The following is a 14,104-nucleotide window of genomic DNA, read 5'->3' as shown; positions in this document are numbered from 1 at the left end:
CGACGACGTTATGCGTATAACTTCACTGCTCGTAGGAGTAGACGAACGAGTCACCTGATCGCGTAGAGGAGGCCCCCGATGAACGCAGACCAGGGGAGCCGTCACCTGTGGATCTTCGGTAACCACTCCTTCCGCAGCGAGTTCTACGGCTGACGAGTCGAACCGAGTCGAGGGCACACGTGTGTCCCGACTCCGGCTCCACGGCATCTGACGTGCCGTGCCTCCCTCTTTTTTCAGCCAAGAAACTCGTCATGCCTCAGCTCACCCCTGCCCGCTGCTAGATCTTCCACGACGGCACGCAGTGGGCCGCCCGCCACATGCCGCTGCTCGCGGCCACCATGCAGGCCCACGCGGCGGCGTTCGCCGGCCGCCGTATCGGCATCTGCCTGCACATCGAACCCAAGACCGCCGTCCTCGTCGGATACCTCGCCCAGGCAGGCGCCGAGGTCGTCCTGACCGGTTCCCCGGGCACCACCCAGGAGGACACTGCGGACGCGCTGCGCGCCTACGGCATCACGGTCGTCGGCCATCGCTCCGACGACCTCGCCCAGTACCGAGAGAACATCGCTCAGGTCCTCGGCACGCAGCCCGATCTCATTCTCGACAACGGTGCCGACCTGATCGAGGGCGTCCTCGCCCGGGGCGGCTTGCCCGGCCTTACGGGCGCCACGGAGGAGACCCGTACCGCTTCAGAATGTCTGCACAGCCCGTGAGCTGCGGCTTTTCCGGGTGATCAGCTTGCTCGGTGGTACTGATTGATGAGGCCTGCGACGGCTTGTCGGCGCTGGATCCGAGTTGCGGGTAGTGGGATGACATTGGGGTCGTCGAGGGGTGCGAGCTGGTTCCGGCCCTGGTGCGGCCGATGAGCATTGAAGTGCCTCGCGTAGTCGTGGAGGATCTTCTCGGCGTGGCCTCGGTCGAAGATCAGGAGCCGGTCGGTGCACTCCTCGCGGACCGAGCGCACGAACCGCTCGGCGTGCGGGTTGCAGTTGGGGCTCCGCGGAGGGATCTTGGCCACGGCGATGTCCTCGTTGGCGAAGACGGCGTCGAAAACGGCGGTGAATTTTGCGTCCCGGTCGCGGATCAGGTGGGTGAAGTCGTCGGCGCGCTGGCCGAGTTGCCACATGAGCTGTCGGGCCTGCTGGGTGGCCCAGGCGGCGGTGGGGTGGGCGGTGACGCCCAGGATGTGCACAGTGCGGGTGTGTACCTCCATGACGAACAGGGAGTACAGCCGCTGCAGGCTGATGGTGTCGATGTGGAAGAGATCGGTGGCGAGCAGGCCGTGGGCTTGGGCCTTGAGGAAGGCGGCCCATTCGCCACGCGCCGGATGTCGGCGCGGGGCGGGGCCGAGGCCGGCGGCGCGCAGGATCCGGCGGACGCTGGGCGGACTGACCCTGTGCCCCAGGCGACGGAGTTCGCCGTGGACGCGCTGGTAGCCCCATCGTGGGTTCTCGGTGCCGAGCCGGATGATCAGGTCGCGCAACTCCTCGGGTACGGGCGGGCGTCCTGGCGAGGGGGGTTGCGTCCACTTGTCCTTGATCAGACGCTGGTGCCAGGCCAGGAGGGTGCGCGGGGAGACGATGCGATGCTGGCGCAGCGCCCGTGGCAGGAGCCGGGCCAGGGCCGCGAGCAGTGCCCGGTCGGGCCAGGTGGGCTTGGGAGCGGTGACCTGTCGACGCAGGACCGCAACCTCGTGCCGCAAGATCAGTATCTCGGCCTCCTTGGCCGCGGAGGTTCGGGACAGCAGGATCAGCCACGCGAAGCTCCGCGTGGCGATCAGGTAGAGCATTCGTACGAGCACAAGCTCCGATGGTGCCGGATCGGCCGTGCGGTGCATCGTCCCAGGTGAAGGGCTGTGCGGCTATTCTGAAGCGGTACGGGGTGCGGGTGGTCCAGGCGTTGACGTGGTGGCCGAGGCGGTAGGGCTGCACCGTGGGCAGGTTCAGGGTCTGCTTGGGCAAGCGGAGCATCAGCCGGTGGGCGCCCCGTTGGTGACGTACAGGTGGGCGTCGAAGTAGCGCTCGGTCATGCGGCGCGGATCGCCGCTCAGGTCACACCAGTTGTAGGTGTTGGTGAAGCTGGTGGCGGTGATCCGGGCTCGGGTGGAGATGGCCCGCAGCTGGTCCTGTTCCCCGTGGCTGAGCGGCCTCCCGAGGGCCTGGAACTCGTAGTACTGGTACTCGCTCACACGGCGGACCCTATCGCCGCCGCGGGTGGGCGCGAACACGGAGCGGCCACGGAGGCGGAGCCGACCGGACGCCGCACTCAAACGCCGTAGGGTGAGCCGAGGCGGGCGGTAGCGGGAGGAGCGGGCTGTGGCGGCGGTGTGGACCGAGCGGGCGATGGAGCACGGGGCGAGAACGGAGCTCGCGGCCGTGCTGCAGCTGGCCGCCGCGGGCAGGCTGCGGTGCAGCGACAAGACGAAACGCCCCTCCGAGGCCACGATCCGAGCGCTGGGCGAGGTCCTGACCGGCGGTGACTTCTACGAGGGTGAGGCGGTCAGGGCCTTCGCATGGCCGCTGCTGCTTCAAGCCGGCGGTCTCTCGGAACTGTCCGGCGGCCGACTGGAGTTGACCGCGCGGGGCCACAAGGCGCTGGCCGGGCCCGCCCACGAGACGATCCGGCACCTGTGGCGGCGCTGGCTGAGCCACGGGGTGCTGGACGAGTTCAGCCGCATCGAAGAGGTCAAGGGGCAGCGCGCGGCGAACGTCCTCAGCGCGACCGGTCCGCGCCGTAAGGCGGTGGGTGCGGCGCTCGCCGAGTGCTGTCAGCCCGGGAAATGGGTGACGGTGGACGAGCTGTTCAAGGCAATGCGTACCGCGGGCCACGACCCGGACTTGGTCCGCTCTGAGCGGGCGCTGTGGAAGCTGTACCTGGAGGACGCGCAGTACGGCAGCCTCGGCTACGACGGACACCACGACTGGCCGGTGCTGCAGGGCCGTTACACCCTGTGCGTGCTGTTCGAGTACGCGGCCACCCTCGGCCTCGTCGACGTCCAGTACATCGACCCGGACGGCGCCCGGGACGACTTCCGCCACATGTGGGGTGCCGACTGGCTTCAGCGGCTCAGCCGCTACGACGGGCTGCTCGCCATCCGGTTGAACCCGCTCGGGGCGTACGCGACGGGGCGCGTCGACGAGTACCGGCCAGGTCCGGCGCCCGCCGTCGGGGAGCGGAGCCCGGTCAGGGTTCTGCCGAACTTCGACGTCGTGGCACTCGACGGTCTGGCCCCCTCCGAGGCGCTGCTGCTCGATGCGTTCGCAGCCCGGTCCGCCGACCGTGTCTGGACGCTGTCCACCGCCTCCCTGCTGAAGGCACTCCACGCAGGCCGCGGCCTGGAGGAGCTGCGCCGCTTCCTCGCTGAGAGCAGCACAGGAGGGGAACTGCCGCAGACGGTCACGGCTTTGCTGGCAGATGCCGCCTCCCGCACCGAGAAGGTACGGGATCTGGGTACGTGCCACCTGCTGGAGTGCGTGGACGAGGCGCAGGCGGTGATGATCGCGAAGGACCGCAGGGCGGGTGCGCTGTGCTCCCGGATCGGCCCCAGGCACCTCATGGTGGCCCCCGGTGATCTGCCGGCCTTCCGCGCCGCGCTGCTGAAACTCGGTTGCGTACTGCCTGCCCGGACCTGAGCGGGAGGATCACGCCCAGGGCGTGGTCCGCGGGGCATGGGCACGAGCTCCTAGTGCGGTGAGGACGGCGGCTCGGCCGGTGGGGGTGAGGGAGATCGTGGAGCGGCGGCGATCGCGGTACGCCAGGAAGCCGAGGGCCTCGCCGGGACGCAGCCACTGCCACAGGAAGTGGCGGGTGTCGTCGGGGCGTGGCGCCGTGCCGTCGGCGAGGGTGAACGCCTCGGCGGCCAGGGTGTGCACGGCGCCGGCCAGATCGTCGAGCGTGACCTCTCCGTCGAGCAGGGCCGCGGCGGCGGCTTCGGCGAGCTCGGCTCGGACACCGTCGCCGAACCACGCGCGGGCCGCGGTGGCCTGCAACAGGTCCGGGTCGACGAGGTGTTGCCGACCGCGGGCGGTCAGGGCGAGCTTGCGATGCCGCTTGGTGACCAGCCGCGCCGCGCGGGCCATTTCGTGCAGTTCGACGAGGCGGGCGACGTCGTACTCGGTGCGCGGCACCATGCCGGGTAGATACCAGTCGTAGCGTTCGGCAGCCTCGATGACCAGAGCTCGTGGCAGGTAGCCGGCCTGGGTCAGCGTCACCCCGTCGCCGACCGACTCCAAGAGCCAGCGCAGGGGTTCGGCCGTGTCGGCGGGCACCTCGGGCGCCACGCTCAGCAGGTCCATTACGGTGCCGCGCAGACGGCGCCGGGCGGCGGGCGAGGCCTCGGACCAGGTGCGGCGGCGCTCGCTGTGGATGGCGTCCAACGGGGTACGGCCGTCGTGCGCGGGGTGCGGGGTGGTGAGCCAGCGCTCCAGATGTTTGATGCGCGCGGTGGCGTAGCCGCGGGCGCCAGGCACCAGTGCGCCGTCGTCCAGCGCCTGTTCCAGCAGCCGGGAGGCGTTGCTGTGGGTGACGGCCTCGTGGATGCCCATCACCGGCCCCCAGGTGAGCAGGTCGGTGTCCGGCGGGGTCACCGGGGAGGCATCCACCGCCCGCAGGTGGGCGGCCCGCCCCTTATCGGGCGAGCCCTGCCATGCGTCGAGGATCTCGCGGGTGCCCTCCGAGGTGCAGACGGCTGCGGCCCGGGACCGGCCGGCGTCCTGGAGAAGTTCTGCCAAGGCGGAGAGGATGTGCGGGTACTCGGCGGGCTCGGCCATCCACTTGACCGGCAGCTCGTACCAGCAGAACCGCTCCACGTCCTCCTGGGCGAGCGAGCCGGCCGCTCCGCCGTCCGGCAGCAGCCAGCCGAGCAGCCGGTCCCGCACATCCCCTCCATGGCCGGTACGCGTCATGTGTGTCCTTCCCCGCCGAGATCCTGGTCGACTTCGATGGCCCGGCGCCGTACCCAGCCCCGGTGAAACCCCGGCCGGTCCGCCGCCCGGAGCACGGCATGGGCGGTCGCGGCGTCACCGCGCCGCAGGGCGCAGGAGATCATGGCCTCCAGCGGTTGCCAGTCCTCCGAGCCCAGCACCGTCGCGGTGGCAGTGAACCGGTCCACCTCCCCGGCCGCGACCTGGGGGTAGGCGCGAGGGCCCAGGATCTCACAGGCGCGGAAGTCCCAGCGGGCCGAGGCGTACTCGTTGTGGAGCGCGCAGACCAGAGTCTCCACCAGGTCCAGATCGCCCCCGACCCCGGCGTGCACGAACAACTCGGCCTCCTGCCGGTGCGTCCCGCCGACATCACTGACCTCACCAAGGAGTTCAAGGAAGTCCTGCCAGAACACTTCGGGGGGCATCGCTGCCGCCAGGGGACAGCGGCGTACTCAGCCACCGTCTGGCGCAGCCACTCGCCCAGCGTGCCGCACGAGTCGTCGCACACCCGCAGCGCCCGCACGCCGCACGTCAGCGCGGCCCGCCGGACGGCCGGCAGCCTTGCTGCGTCCCCGCCTGCTTCCCCCACCTGGGCGACAGTGGCTTCGGCCAGAGCCTCTGCCACCGCCATCGTCGCCCACTGGCCGTGATGCCGATCCAGATCCGCAACCCCGGCGAATGCTCGTACGGACCCTGCGGCGACACAGGGAAGCGCGGCCACGCCCCAGTCAGAGCCCGCTCGGACAGCCGCCGACCCGGAGTCCACCGCATGGACGCCGTTTCCGCCCGCCCCTCCAGCGCCTGCTTCCACACCTTGGAACGGGCCGGGGCGACGACCTTCGGATCACGCGCCCCGTCCTCGGCCAGCTCGGCCGCTCCGAGCCCGCCTGCTGCAAGACGCTCCCGTAGATCCAGCAGATGACTCCATAGCGATTCCAGATGCGCCCCGTGCATGACCCCGCCCGACCGCTCCCGCGTCAGACGCGCATCGAAAGCATCCCAGTCGCCGCCGCAGTCCACCGCGCATGCCACGGCGAACCACACGTCCCAGTGCGACCAGTCGCCAGACGGCGCCGGATGAGGCCACGGCTCCGGGCCGAACGTCGGCGGCCTGCGCCTGCCAGGGGACTTGTCTGCCGTGCTCACCAGCGCTTTGTCGCACCGGAGACGATGGCGCTCGCAGCGCGCCTCGGCGTAGCCTCGCGGGCATGACCGAGCCATGGACCGACCACGCGCTCAAGGCGCTCCGCGCCGCCTGCCACACCGCGGACGGCCCGTCCCTGCTCGCCCTGCTGCGTGCGCATGACCCCGCTGGCGTCCTGCAGCAGTGCGGAGACGCACTCACCACAGCCGTCTTTCGGGGTGTGCCTGGCGCCCGGGAGATGGCGATCGCATGCACGTCCACCCTGCGCGAACGGGGCTGGCCCGGCGACGACGTCCTCGCCGAACAGCTCGACTCGGTGGGCGGCGGTGCCGTCTTGGTGTTGCGGCCGCTGCCGGTCGATCTGGAGGAACTCTCCGGTCTGCTCGGAGGAGACCCGGCCTGGGGCGGTGGCCGCATCGACCTGAAGACTGGAGTGTGCTGGCCTGCCATCGCGGACACCGAGAGGTCGTGGGACGAGGACGAAGCGGAAGGCACCCAGGGGTGGCTCCCTGTCCCGTGCGAAGGATCACCCGACGCCTACCGCGACATGGAGGGCTTCATCACCACCCTCGACGACCAGGACCTCGCCCGGTTCCTCAACATCGCGATCCAGGGCCCAGGAGCATTCCGCCGCTTCAAGGACATGCTGGCCACCTCACCGGCACAGCTGCAGCGGTACTGGTTGTTCGCTGCGGAGCGGCAGTACGGCCGGGCCCGGGCCTGGCTTGCCGATCAGGGCTACCGGCCAGCGCCACTGGGCGACCACTGACGGGGGTGGCCTCAGGGTCCCCAGTGCCGGTACGCCTCGATCCACTCAGCCCCCTCGGGCGCCGGATCCGGCAACGGAAAGTCGAGAATACCGATCGCCTGCCGGTGCCTGCCTCGCGTACAGACCGCCACAATCTGGCTGCCGGGTAGGAGGTCCACCTTCTTCACGGTGACCTCGACCCCGAGAACGACCGTCTTGAACGGGACGGCCAGATGCTCTGCGAGCATCGTGTAGAGGCCGGTGAGCTGCTCCTCGTCGTCGTAGGCGTCCACGGTGGCCTGCGCGACCAGCTCATCGAGTTCCGCGTCACTCAGCTGCCCGTCCTCCCTCGGCCAACTACCGGCCGCTCTGCCCTGGGTCATGACAGCCGTCTCTCCTCTCCTGTGCCGAGGCGATCGTGCTGCCTGGTAGCGCGTACCGACTCTGCGGCCGCACGGCGGCATGCAGGATGCGGCGGACGGTTGCCGGACTGATTTTGTGCCCGAGGCGCCGCAGTTCGCCGCGCACGCGCCGGAACCCCCACCGGGAGTTCTCGGTGTCGAGTCGGATGATCAGATCCCGCAGCTCGTCGTGTACGGGCGGACGGCCCGGTGAGGCTGGTTGAGGACCAGCCACGCGGAGATCCGCGAAGTGATCAGGTAGAGCGTTCGTACGAGCACAAGGATCGATGGTGCCTTACTGGCCCCGAGGAGCCTCGTCCCAGCCCACGGGCTGTGCAGTCATTCATTCTGAAGCGGTACGAGCCGCCGATCAGGCGGCGTCAGTGTGCGGGGTGAGCTCGATGGTCAACTCGGCATCCAAGGCGTCGGCCAGACGTCGTAGCAGAGGGATTGTCGGCACGGTGCCGCCGCCTTCGATCCGGGAGATCTGTGGCTGTTTCATGCCGCACCGCTCGGCCAGCTCGGCCTGGGACAGTCCGAGGGCGGCGCGCCGGTCGTGGACGAGGCGGCCCAGCTGTTTCGCGAGGACGGGTTCGGAGGGCTGCACGGCTGCCTCCGTCAGGCAGCCGGCGGGACGATGGTCACGGTGGGCTCGGCGCCGGGCTCCAGGTGCATGTCCACGGTGAGGTCCAGGGCGCGGGCCAGGCGCATGATGACCGCGATGGGCGGCAGTTCGGTGCCGGTCTCGATGCTCTCGATCTCGGCGGTGTCGATGTGCATGCGCTCGGCGAGGTCGGCCTCGCTCAGCCCGAGCTGCTTGCGCCGGTCGTACACGGCCTGGCCGAGTGTGATGGCCAGCCCCGTTTCTTCGTAGACGCGGTCGTACTCGGGGTCGGCGTCGAGGCGGTTGCCGAGGATCTGGCGGTGGCGTCGGGTGCGCCATTCGCTGTGGTTCACCGGCTCTCCTTCAGGTTGCGGCTGTAGAGGTCGTGCTCAGCGGCGGCCTCGTGCTCCGCCTCGCAGAGTCGCTGCGCGGACAGTGCGCGCTCGACCTCGGCCTGCTTGCGCATCTTGGTCTTGACGAACGCCGTCAGCAGCACGACCCGCTGTCTCGGTGCAAGCCAGTAGGTGATGCGTTGATGTGCGTCACCCAGGCGAAAGCGCAGCTCACGGACCTTGCCAGCCAGGTGGCGGGAGTATGGTTCGTCGAGCGTGGTGGGGTGTTCGGCCAGCAGGTCGGCGATGCGTTCGGCCTGCCTGTAGTGCTGAGCGGGAATGTTGTCGAGCCACAGCCGTACTTCTGGCTCGATCTCGATCGCGTACCGCTCGCTCATAGCGGCGATGCTATATGGCGCGGCCGTGATGACGCCACCGGACGCTCCCATGCCGCCTGCCCAGGCGGGATGATCTTTCCGCTTGCCGGGGTGGGCGTCGGACAGTGGTTGATCATGCTGGGAGGGGGCGTCCGTGGGCAGCGCGCCACACAAGGGGCACCGGAGTGAGGCCAGACCGGGCCTCACGAGGTCGGAGTGGGCGTACCGCTTCAGAATGGCTTCACAGCCTGTGAGCTGCGGCTTTGCCGGACAGTCAGCTGGCTCGGTGGTACTCATTGATCAGTCCGGCGACGGCTTGCGGACGTTCGATCCGGGCTGCTGGCAGTGGGATGACGTTGGTTTCGTCCAGGGGTGCGAGTTGGCCGCGGCCTTGATGCGGCCGATGCCGGTTGAAGTGGCGCGCGTAGTCCTTGAGGACCTTCTCGGCGTGGCCGCGGTCGAAGATCAGGAGCCGGTCGGTGCACTCCTCGCGTGCTGAGCGTACGAACCTCTCGGCGTGAGGGTTGCAGTTGGGGGAGCGCGGAGGGATTTTGGTGACGTTGATGCCCTCGCTTGCGAAGACGGCATCGAAGCTGGCTGTGAACTTCGCGTCGCGGTCGCGGATCAGGTGAGTGAAGTCTGATGAACGGTGGCCGAGTTGCCAGAGCAGCTGTCGGGCTTGCTGGGTGGCCCAGGCCGCGGTGGGGTGCGCGGTGACGCCGAGGATGTGGACGGTGCGGGTGCGGACCTCCATGACGAACAGCGCGTACAGCCGCTGCAGGCTGATGGTGTCGACGTGGAAGCAGTCGGTGGCGAGCAGGCCGTGGGCGTGGGTCTTGAGGAAGGCTGCCCATTCACCGCGCACCGATTGTCGGCGCGGTGCCGGTCCGAGGCCGGCGGCGCGCAGGATGCGGCGGACGGCGGCCGGGCTGACCTTGTGCCCGAGGCGGCAGAGTTCGCCGTGGACGCGTCGGAAGCCCCACCGTGGGTTCTCGGCGCCGAGCCTGATGATCAGGTCGTGCAGCTTGTCGGGTATCGGTGGACGTCCCGGTGAGGCGGGTTGTGTCCACTTGTCCTTGATCAGACGCTGGTGCCAGGCCAGGAGGGTGCGCGGGGAGACGATCCGATGCCGGCGCAGCGCCCGCGGGAGGAGTCGGGCGAAGGTGGTGAGCAGTGCTCGGTCGGGCCAGCTGGGTTTGGGGGCTGCGACCTGCCGGCGCAGTACCGCGACCTCATGTCGCAAGATCAGTATCTCGGCCTCCTTCGCCCCAGAGGATCGGGACAGTAGGACCAGCCACGCGAAGATCCGCGTGGCAATCAGGTAGAGCATTCGTACGAGCACAAGGTCCGATGGTGCCCGATCGGCCCGCGGAACGTTGTCCCAGGTCACAGGGTGTGCAGCTATTCTGAGGCGGTACGCGCCAGCAAGGAGGCGGGGCTGCCCGCGACGTCCCGGAAGGTGGCGAGGGTTTCCTCGTAGGCGTAGAACGGCGTGTACGGGACCTCCACCTCGCTCCAGTACTGCTTCGGGTTTCGGCCGTTGTGGGAGGCGATGATCCGGTCGAACTGGAGTCGTATCTGGTCCCGAGCGGCCGCCAGGCGATCGAGTTCGGCGTCTTCGACGCGCATCGGTACGGGGAGGACGCGCATTCCCCGGTCGCTGTGGATGTCCTGCACGCGGCGGGCCACTGCCACCGCGCCGTCGATGCTCTGGTCGTTGAGGGTGAAGCAGTCGACGAGCACGTCGGGAAGGTGGATGGTGCAGATGTCCGCGACGTCGCTGAGTCCGGTGCGGCTGTCGATCAGCACGTAATCGTAGTCGCGGCGGAACTCCCGGCGAAGCTCATCCAGATACTCCCCGCCGAACATCTCGTCGTAGAAGGTGTTCCAGTCGAAATGAGAGAACGCCGCGGAATAGTTGCGGTTCTGCCGCCCGGCGGAGATGTAGTCGAGCCGACCGCCCAAGGGGAATCGCCAGTCCACCGGAATCACGGCGTGGCTGGTTCGAGCCTGCCCGCTGATCCAGGCCAGTCGATCCCCGGACGGGTCGTTGAGCGGCGAATCGGAACGGGCACGTCCTTCTGTGACGGCCTGACCGTAGTCGGTGATCAGATTGCACACCCGGCGTGGTCTGGATTCTCCGGCCCTCCAAGAAGGGATGGAGGAAGCGATCCAGCCCGGGTGCCTCGAGATCCCAGTCGACCACCAGAACGCGGCGTCCCGAGGACGCGATGATCCACGCCACGTTGGCGAGGGCCATGGTGCGTCCGGTCCCGCCCTTGTAGGAGTAGAAGGTGACGATGGTTCCGCTGTTTCTGTCAGTCATCGCTCCGTCTCCGAACTGCCGTATTCCGCCCAGAGGCGGTCGTCTCGCTCACCGCGGCCCGGCGCACTCCAGGTGTCGCTGTCGCCCGTGCCATCGATGTCCAAGCCGTCGATGCCAAGCGTGAGCCGAGGCCTGGATGGCCCTACCGGCAGCTCGAGAGGGATGCTACCTGAGGGTGTCTCAGGAACCGCAGACTCAGATGAGATAATCAGCTAAGGCAATGTCGACGCCCCATCTGTGACGGGCGGTTGTCCGGCACTCGCAGCCCCCGGCGCCAGATATTCAGCTCAGCGTCCACTCATTGATCGGCCTGTCAATTCGCAGCCGGACCGGTCCTTGCACGATCACAACCGTATCGTTGGCCGTCAACTCTGCGGGTGCCGATTGATCATCCAGCCTGCTCAGGCGGCATGTTGGTACTCGTGGAGGGTTCCGCCGAGCCGATCTCGTCGGTATAGGTCAAGGGGTGCGATCTTTCCTGGAGTGCTGGTCGGTTCGGGCAGTGGGCGGAGCGGAGCAGCTTGACCCAGGGTCCGGTGCGGTCGATGGCCGTTGTAGAACGACTCGAACTCGGACAGGGCGTGGAGCAGGTGGCGCTGGTTCCATATGAGGGTGCGGTCCAGCAGCTCGCGCCGACAGGTCTGTACCCAGCGCTCCATGATGGAGTTCATGCGGGGCATTCGGATGCCACAGGTCACCACGCGCAGGCCCGCGTCCTGCAACACAGCGTCGAACGCCGCGGTGAACTTCGAGTCCCGGTCACGGATCAGGAACTGCGCCCTTGCGCCCGCGGCCTCCAGGTGGTGCGCAGGTCGCGGCATGGCGCCGTTTGAGCAGGTCGCGATGCCAGCGCAAGATCGTGTCCGGGCGGACCAGCAGCGGGAGTTGGCGCAGCTTGTCCATCGGAAGGTGGTGGAGCAGGCTGGCGAGTATTGCGCGGTCGGTGACGGTGAACGCGGGCTTGCCGGCTTGACGCTGCAGGACCTGCAGCTGGTGCCGCAGCACGAGGATCTCGATGCCTTTATCCCGCTCGCTCATCGGCGGCAGCAGCCGCAGCAGCGCGAAGGTGTTGGTCACGGCGGCGTAGGCCAGGCGCAGCAGCACGACAGATCATGATGCCGCCCGACTGCCGTCCACGTGAACAACACGGGTGCGAACTGCGCGGTAGCAGAGGACCACGCCATCGACGATCAAGCTCCTGACCTGGCCGGATGATTTATCGGCACTCGCAGGGGTCCTCAGGGCTCTGCGGGCATCCGTTCCGGGTGGCGCGAGAGGGAGGCGCGCCGTCGAGCACATGGTCCGTGACTTGCTCGAGGTTCGCGTCGACGACTGGGATTCACCCGAATATGCCTGCACGGCGTTTGCTTCACTCAAAATGAAGCAATTGCTGTATCCGATGCGCTACCGGCTCCAGGCCGAGCCCCGAGCCCCGAGCCCCGAGCCCCGAGCGCGGACGGGGGCGGCCCGGGGTGCGGTAGCCCGGTGTGCGGTCAGCCGCCCTCCTCGTCGAGGAGGTGGCCGGGCATCGTGCTATCGCGGCCTGGCCGCCCAGCGCGTTCGTTGACCCGGTATCAGTTGGGTGAGAACACCCGGATCAGGCACTCGTTGATGTCGTCGATCGCGAACGGCGCGGTGGGGTACGTCCCATCTTCGTTCTCGGGCAGGGAGTCCTCGATCGGGCTGTCGCCGTGCCCTGCCGTGCACACCGGGTGTGCCGTGCCGGGTCCGCCGGCGAGGGTCTTCTGGTAGGTGATCTCGTGGCGCCAGCATTCGCCGAGGTCGTAGGTGTAGCCCATGATGCTGCCTTTTCGGGGGAACGCGTCGACGACGAGGACGGTGTCCTCGTCGTCGACGTCCAGGTCGCACCAGTGGGGGGCGTAGGTGCGGCGGTCGGGTCCTTGGAAGAGGTGCAGGTGGTCGTCGTCCCAGTCCAGGACGGTCCGGATGACCTCGTGCAGGTCGCCGAGGGTGAGGGTGGGACGTACCAGGACCCGCCGCCATACACCCCAGCCGGTCAGGGAGATCTTGAGTTGGTACACGCTGGGCTGTGATTGTTCGGCGCCGCTGCGCGCCAGATGGTCGGCGAGGGCCGCGGCATCGGGGTGGTCGCTGCCGTGCAGGGCGGTCAGGCGCTCGGGTCCGGTGGCGCCCGGCAGGTCGTGGAACCGTTCGAGCAAGCGTGCCGGGTCGTCGCCGAGCCAGGCCGCGGCGCACTCGTCGACCGCCAGCCAGAGCAGGTCCTGTGGGCTGAGTGCCTGCTGCGTGGGGTCGTCGTCCCACAGTACTCGGCGGGCCGGGGGGCCGAGGACCGGGTGGGCGGTGGCTCGGTGCCACGGCTCGTCGGAAACCACGGGGAGTTGGGCGGCGAGTTCGAGGGCGAGTCTGCGCCGCGGGGTGTCCGCCCGGCCGGCTTCGGCGAGCAGGCCTTGCAGCGCGGTGTCGGGGCCCTGGACCTCGATCCATGGCCAGATCGCCGGGTAGGGATCGCGGAGCGGGCGGCGCTGAAGCTCTCCCAGCAGGTCGGTGGTGCTCATCGGCGGTGTGATCTGTGCCGGGCGTAGCTGCTCCAGTGCCCAGCTTCCGAGCGGGGTGAGGCCGCGGTTGCTATCAGCCGCCCCCGCGTCGACGAGGAAGGTGCGGAGCTGCTCAAACTCGTGCTCTTCCTGAGTCCAGAGAAAGGAGCAGCGCCAGGACAACGGCCACTGGCCGCCGCGCGTCATCTCGAGGATGCGGGCGCTGACGCAACCCGCGTCCCCGGGGTCATCGGCGGTGGACAAGGCGAACAGCAGGACGGCGATGCAGGTGGCGTGCTCGTCGTCGTCGCGCGGCCGTTCTGTGCCCGCGCCGAAGGGGATAGCTGCCGACAGGGCGTCGAGCCAGCGTCGCACCACGGTCTGCGGCGGCGGCTTCGGCCAGTCCGACTCCGCTGCGGCGGCGCGGCCCCGTCCGCGGTCGACGATCACGAAACCGCCCGCGCGGGCGAAGCTCCACACCATGCCGAGCTCGGGAATGTCGGCGGCACGACGTACCCGGCCTGGCGCGGGGATGCCCAGTGCGGCGGCGGCCGCGGGGGCGTCGGAGGGTTTCGGCATGCCCGTCGGGGTCAGTGCCCGTCCCGGACCGAGCCAGGCGGCGAGGGTTCGGGCGCGCGCGGCCAGCCGGCAGGAGCTAGCCGCGAGGGCGAGCGCGGGTGACGGGGACGTTGACGTGGTCACCGCGGCAGCCTAACGGGCCCGCACCACGGCGG

15 protein-coding genes and 2 pseudogenes are annotated in these 14,104 nt (G+C 69.0%); 3 read left to right on the top strand and 14 right to left on the bottom strand.

Annotation, left to right across the window (positions count from 1 at the left end; translation table 11 throughout):
* The first annotated feature begins 317 nt into the window (after positions 1 to 317).
* Positions 318 to 713, top strand: a complete 396-nt coding sequence (locus tag ACQEXA_RS12735; RefSeq protein WP_432934810.1) for an adenosylhomocysteinase — start codon at positions 318 to 320, stop codon at positions 711 to 713.
* A 20-nt stretch (positions 714 to 733) separates the two neighbouring features.
* On the opposite strand, the gene ACQEXA_RS12730 is transcribed toward ACQEXA_RS12735, so the two are convergent.
* Both ACQEXA_RS12730 and ACQEXA_RS12725 read right to left on the bottom strand, forming a co-directional pair.
* Positions 734 to 1,801: an integrase core domain-containing protein gene (locus ACQEXA_RS12730; protein WP_433129868.1), complete on the bottom strand. Its 1,068-nt coding sequence runs from the start codon at positions 1,799 to 1,801 to the stop codon at positions 734 to 736.
* A 168-nt stretch (positions 1,802 to 1,969) separates the two neighbouring features.
* Positions 1,970 to 2,188: a hypothetical protein gene (locus tag ACQEXA_RS12725; protein WP_433129866.1), complete on the bottom strand. Its 219-nt coding sequence runs from the start codon at positions 2,186 to 2,188 to the stop codon at positions 1,970 to 1,972.
* 127 nt (positions 2,189 to 2,315) lie between these two features.
* Here ACQEXA_RS12725 and ACQEXA_RS12720 point away from each other — a divergent pair, with 127 nt between their 5' ends.
* Complete coding sequence (locus tag ACQEXA_RS12720) at positions 2,316 to 3,632, top strand: helicase-associated domain-containing protein (protein WP_433129864.1); 1,317 nt, start codon at positions 2,316 to 2,318, stop codon at positions 3,630 to 3,632.
* Between the two features lie 9 nt (positions 3,633 to 3,641).
* On the opposite strand, the gene ACQEXA_RS12715 is transcribed toward ACQEXA_RS12720, so the two are convergent.
* A complete protein-coding gene (locus ACQEXA_RS12715; RefSeq protein WP_433129862.1) occupies positions 3,642 to 4,904 on the bottom strand; it encodes a hypothetical protein in 1,263 nt (420 codons plus the stop codon).
* Positions 4,901 to 5,347, bottom strand: a complete 447-nt coding sequence (locus ACQEXA_RS12710) for a hypothetical protein (protein ID WP_433129860.1) — start codon at positions 5,345 to 5,347, stop codon at positions 4,901 to 4,903. Before ACQEXA_RS12710 ends, ACQEXA_RS12715 begins: the two co-directional genes overlap by 4 nt.
* 783 nt (positions 5,348 to 6,130) lie before the next feature.
* Here ACQEXA_RS12710 and ACQEXA_RS12705 point away from each other — a divergent pair.
* Complete coding sequence (locus tag ACQEXA_RS12705; RefSeq protein WP_432934811.1) at positions 6,131 to 6,835, top strand: UPF0158 family protein; 705 nt, start codon at positions 6,131 to 6,133, stop codon at positions 6,833 to 6,835.
* 11 nt (positions 6,836 to 6,846) lie between these two features.
* Here ACQEXA_RS12705 and ACQEXA_RS12700 read toward each other — a convergent pair whose 3' ends face one another.
* The 10 genes and pseudogenes from ACQEXA_RS12700 to ACQEXA_RS12655 all read right to left on the bottom strand — a co-directional run bounded on the left by ACQEXA_RS12700 (position 6,847) and on the right by ACQEXA_RS12655 (position 14,072).
* Complete coding sequence (locus ACQEXA_RS12700; RefSeq protein ID WP_360995123.1) at positions 6,847 to 7,197, bottom strand: calcium-binding protein; 351 nt, start codon at positions 7,195 to 7,197, stop codon at positions 6,847 to 6,849.
* Entirely contained in the window at positions 7,172 to 7,384 is a 213-nt protein-coding gene (locus ACQEXA_RS12695) for a hypothetical protein (RefSeq protein WP_433134541.1), read from the bottom strand. The genes ACQEXA_RS12700 and ACQEXA_RS12695 overlap by 26 nt, the downstream gene beginning before the upstream one ends.
* 201 nt (positions 7,385 to 7,585) lie before the next feature.
* On the bottom strand, positions 7,586 to 7,837 hold the full coding sequence (locus ACQEXA_RS12690) for a helix-turn-helix domain-containing protein (protein WP_432939702.1): 252 nt from the start codon (positions 7,835 to 7,837) through the stop codon (positions 7,586 to 7,588).
* Positions 7,834 to 8,172 carry a helix-turn-helix domain-containing protein gene (locus ACQEXA_RS12685; RefSeq protein ID WP_360995129.1) on the bottom strand — a complete coding sequence of 113 codons (339 nt, stop codon included), beginning with the start codon at positions 8,170 to 8,172 and terminating at the stop codon, positions 7,834 to 7,836. Before ACQEXA_RS12685 ends, ACQEXA_RS12690 begins: the two co-directional genes overlap by 4 nt.
* A complete protein-coding gene (locus ACQEXA_RS12680; protein WP_432934812.1) occupies positions 8,169 to 8,549 on the bottom strand; it encodes a type II toxin-antitoxin system RelE/ParE family toxin in 381 nt (126 codons plus the stop codon). Before ACQEXA_RS12680 ends, ACQEXA_RS12685 begins: the two co-directional genes overlap by 4 nt.
* 253 nt (positions 8,550 to 8,802) lie before the next feature.
* Entirely contained in the window at positions 8,803 to 9,870 is a 1,068-nt protein-coding gene (locus tag ACQEXA_RS12675) for an integrase core domain-containing protein (RefSeq protein WP_432934813.1), read from the bottom strand.
* A gap of 59 nt (positions 9,871 to 9,929) precedes the next feature.
* Positions 9,930 to 10,649, bottom strand: a complete 720-nt coding sequence (locus ACQEXA_RS12670; protein ID WP_433134832.1) for a hypothetical protein — start codon at positions 10,647 to 10,649, stop codon at positions 9,930 to 9,932.
* Between the two features lie 79 nt (positions 10,650 to 10,728).
* Positions 10,729 to 10,854, bottom strand: a pseudogene (locus ACQEXA_RS12665) (ParA family protein); the annotation flags it as partial.
* 401 nt (positions 10,855 to 11,255) lie between these two features.
* Positions 11,256 to 11,958, bottom strand: a pseudogene (locus ACQEXA_RS12660) (integrase core domain-containing protein).
* 470 nt (positions 11,959 to 12,428) lie between these two features.
* Positions 12,429 to 14,072, bottom strand: a complete 1,644-nt coding sequence (locus ACQEXA_RS12655) for a plasmid pRiA4b ORF-3 family protein (RefSeq protein WP_433129857.1) — start codon at positions 14,070 to 14,072, stop codon at positions 12,429 to 12,431.
* Positions 14,073 to 14,104 lie beyond the last annotated feature (32 nt).

The organism is Streptomyces sp. CA-106110 (assembly GCF_050936285.1).
Classification (GTDB): Bacteria; Actinomycetota; Actinomycetes; order Streptomycetales; family Streptomycetaceae; genus Streptomyces.
This window is presented reverse-complemented; position numbering and strand designations above follow the sequence as displayed.